This is a genomic window from Limimaricola litoreus (assembly GCF_024159025.1).
Lineage (GTDB): Bacteria > Pseudomonadota > Alphaproteobacteria > Rhodobacterales > Rhodobacteraceae > Limimaricola > Limimaricola litoreus.
In genome coordinates this window covers 1-3,072 of sequence record NZ_JAMYXC010000232.1, presented here as the reverse complement: position 1 = coordinate 3,072, position 3,072 = coordinate 1, and the positions used below count along the sequence as shown (strand labels likewise).

Here is a 3,072-nt window from a genome sequence, read left to right as displayed (position 1 = left end):
CGGCACTGCGGCCGAGGCCGAGGCCGAGGCGCTGATGCGCCGCGCCGATGCGGCGCTCTATGCCGCCAAGGAGACCGGCCGCAACCGGGTCACCGTCAGCCTGAGTGCGGCCTAGCCGAGGCACTCTTCAAAGGCTTGGGCCAGCCCCTCGATCAGCGCCGGGTAGAGATCCGGACCGGGGGTGAGGCCGAGCCCGGCGGGGTCGGTCGCGGCGGTGGCGGCGCCGGTCCCCTCGCGCAGCAGCGTTACGAGGTCGGCCGGCGTTTCAGGGTCGCTCAGCACGCAGGCGATGTCCCCCGCCTCGACCCTCTCGCGCAAGGCGGTCAGCCGGGCGGCGCCGGGGGCCGTGGCATCCGAAAGCGCGATCGCCCCCGCCGCCGGAAGGCCGAACCGGGTTTCGAAATACTGGTAGGCATCATGCGGCACGAGATAGGGCCGCCCCGCCAAGGGCGCGAGCCGCGCGGCGATCCGGTCGCTCATCCCGGCATCGGCCGCGATCGCGGCGGCGGCATTATCGCGGTAAAGCCCGGCGTTCTCCGGGTCTGCTCTAGCCAGCTCCTCGGCCAGCTGCTCCATCCAGACCGCTGCCACCTGCGGGTCGAGCCAGGCATGCGGGTCCTGTCGGGCCCCGGCGTCCCCGCCATGCATCGCGTCGTGGTCATGGTCGTGGTCATCACCGTGATCGTCGTCATGCGCGTCGTGATCGTCGTCTTCATCATGGCCATGGCCGTGCCCGTCATGCGGCCCGGTGTCGAAGGCCGGGTCGTGCCTGAGCGGCAGCGCTTCCCAGCCTTCGGTCTCCAGCAGTGCGAGGCTTCGGGCCTCGGGCGCCAGCGCTTCGAGGCTCTCGGGTAGCCAGGGCAGCAGCGCCGGCCCGGTCCAGACCATCAGATCGGCCTGCGACAGGCGGCGCGCATCCGAGGGGCGCAGCGCCGCGTCATGCGGCGAGCCGCCCGGCGGCAGAAGAAGCTCCGGCGTGCCGACGCCCTCCATCACCCGCACCACGAGGCTGTGCACGGGCGGCGTATCGGCGATCACCCGCGGCGCCTCGGCAAGGCTGGGCGTGGCAAGAAGGGCCAGGCTGGCGGCAAAGGGCAGGGCAGGGCGCATGAAGACCTCTTGAGCATTCCGGGGTGGGAAGCTATGAGCTATGTTATAACGTAACAGCCGGTCAAGACCCGACCGATGCATTCCCGGAGGAGCCATGAGCGCAGACGGTTTTGCCTGCGGCGATCATTCCGCCTGCATCCGCGGCGCGATCGGCGCCGCCGAAGCGCGTTGCGCGGCCAGCGGCGCGCGTCTGACGCCGCTGCGCCGCCGCGTGCTCGAAATCCTGCTCGAGGGCCACGCCGCGATGGGCGCCTATGACGTGCTGGCGCGGCTTGATGCCGAAGGGCTGGGCTCCAAGCCGCCGGTGGCCTATCGGGCGCTTGGTTTTCTCGTCGAACACGGGCTGGCGCACCGGATCGAGCGGCTCTCGGCCTATGTGGCCTGCGCGCGGCCCGGTGCCGCCCATGCGCCGGCCTTTCTCATTTGCCGCGGCTGCGGCGCGGTGGCCGAGATGCAGGATGCGGGCGGCCTGTCGCGCCCGGCGCGCGAGGCGGGCTTCGTGATCGAGCAGGTGGTGATCGAGGCCGAGGGGCTTTGCCCCGCCTGCCAGGAGGGCACGGCATGAGCGCCCTCCTGTCCGCCCGCGGTCTCGAATTCGGCCCCAGGGAGGCGCCGGTGCTGCGCGATGTCTCGCTCCATGTCGATCCGGGCGAGATCGTCACGCTCGTCGGGCCGAACGGCTCGGGCAAGAGCACGCTGCTGCGGCTGATGATCGGCGCGCTCTCGCCGCGCCGGGGCAAGGTGACGCGCACACGCGGGCTGCGGATCGGCTACGTGCCGCAAAGCCTCGTGCTCGACGCTTCTCTGCCGATCACCGTGCGGCGGTTTCTCGACCTGCCGCTGCGGGTCGACGATGACGCGGCCGAGGCGGCGCTGGCGCAATCGGGCGCGGGCGGCCTCGCGGGGCGGCAGATGGCGGCGCTCTCGGGCGGGCAGTTCCAGCGCGTGCTTCTGGCGCGCGCGGTGCTGAACCGGCCGCAGCTTCTGATCCTCGACGAGCCGACGCAGGGCCTCGACCAGCCGGGGCAGGCGGCGTTCTACCGGCGCATCGCGGCGTTGAGATCCGAAATGGGCTGCGCGGTGCTGATGGTCAGCCACGAGCTGCACGTGGTGATGTCGGCCTCCGACCGGGTGGTCTGCCTCAACGGCCATATCTGCTGCGAGGGCACGCCCGAGGTCGTCTCCGCCGCCCCGGCCTACCGCGAATTGTTCGGCACGGGCACCGGCGGCCAGCTGGCGCTCTATCGCCACGAGCACGACCACGCCCATGAGGGCGGCGGCGCCGCGCATCACCATCACCACCCTCACGCCGAAGGCTGACATGCTCGATGATTTCATGATCCGCGCGGCCCTCGCCGCGCTGGGCACGGCGCTGGCCGCCGGCCCGCTGGGCTGCTTCGTCGTGTGGCGGCGCATGGCCTATTTCGGCGATGCCACCAGCCACGCCGCCATCCTCGGCGTCGCGCTGGCGCTGGGGCAGGGGATGGCGGTGTTTCCGGGCGTCTTCGCCACCGCGATCGCCATGGCGCTCGCGGTGCATGCGCTGTCGGGGCGGGGGCTGGCGCATGACACGGTGCTGGGGGTGCTGTCGCACGGGGCGCTGGCGGCCGGACTCGTGGCGGTGGCGCTGACCGGCGGGGTGCGGGTGAACCTCGAGCTTTATCTCTTCGGCGACGTGCTGACCGTGACGCGTGGCGATCTCGCCTGGATCTGGGGCGGGGCGGCGCTGGTGATAGGAGTGCTGGCCTGGCGCTGGCGCAGGCTGCTCACCGCGACGCTCTCGCCCGAACTGGCGCATGCCTCGGGCATCGCGCCGCGCCGCGAGGCGCTGGTGCTGACGCTGCTGCTGGCGACGGTGGTGGCGGTGGCGATCAAGGTGGTGGGCGCGCTGCTGATCACGGCGCTTCTGGTGATCCCGGCGGCGGCGGCGCGCGGGGCCGCGCGCACGCCCGAGGCCATGGC

General features: G+C 72.2%; 4 protein-coding genes. 3 read left to right on the top strand and 1 reads right to left on the bottom strand.

The window, feature by feature from the left end; all coding sequences use genetic code 11:
• Nucleotides 1-111 precede the first annotated feature (111 nt).
• Entirely contained in the window at nucleotides 112-1,110 is a 999-nt protein-coding gene (locus NHG85_RS15110) for a zinc ABC transporter substrate-binding protein (RefSeq protein WP_253333820.1), read from the bottom strand.
• Between the two features lie 94 nt (nucleotides 1,111-1,204).
• Here NHG85_RS15110 and NHG85_RS15105 point away from each other — a divergent pair, with 94 nt between their 5' ends.
• The 3 genes from NHG85_RS15105 to NHG85_RS15095 all read left to right on the top strand — a co-directional run.
• Nucleotides 1,205-1,675, top strand: coding sequence for a Fur family transcriptional regulator (locus tag NHG85_RS15105; RefSeq protein WP_253333818.1), 471 nt, complete (start codon nucleotides 1,205-1,207; stop codon nucleotides 1,673-1,675).
• Nucleotides 1,672-2,430, top strand: a complete 759-nt coding sequence (locus NHG85_RS15100) for an ATP-binding cassette domain-containing protein (RefSeq protein WP_253333816.1) — start codon at nucleotides 1,672-1,674, stop codon at nucleotides 2,428-2,430. The genes NHG85_RS15105 and NHG85_RS15100 overlap by 4 nt, the downstream gene beginning before the upstream one ends.
• A 1-nt stretch (nucleotide 2,431) precedes the next feature.
• Nucleotides 2,432-3,072: metal ABC transporter permease (locus tag NHG85_RS15095; protein ID WP_253333822.1), on the top strand; the 641-nt coding region annotated here is incomplete at its 3' end.

Coding starts and splice junctions, on each gene's coding strand:
- NHG85_RS15105 (WP_253333818.1), top strand. CDS start 1,205: ATGAGCGCAGACGGTTTTGCCTGCGGCGATCATTCCGCCTGCATCCGC.
- NHG85_RS15100 (WP_253333816.1), top strand. CDS start 1,672: ATGAGCGCCCTCCTGTCCGCCCGCGGTCTCGAATTCGGCCCCAGGGAG.
- NHG85_RS15110 (WP_253333820.1), bottom strand. CDS start 1,110: ATGCGCCCTGCCCTGCCCTTTGCCGCCAGCCTGGCCCTTCTTGCCACG.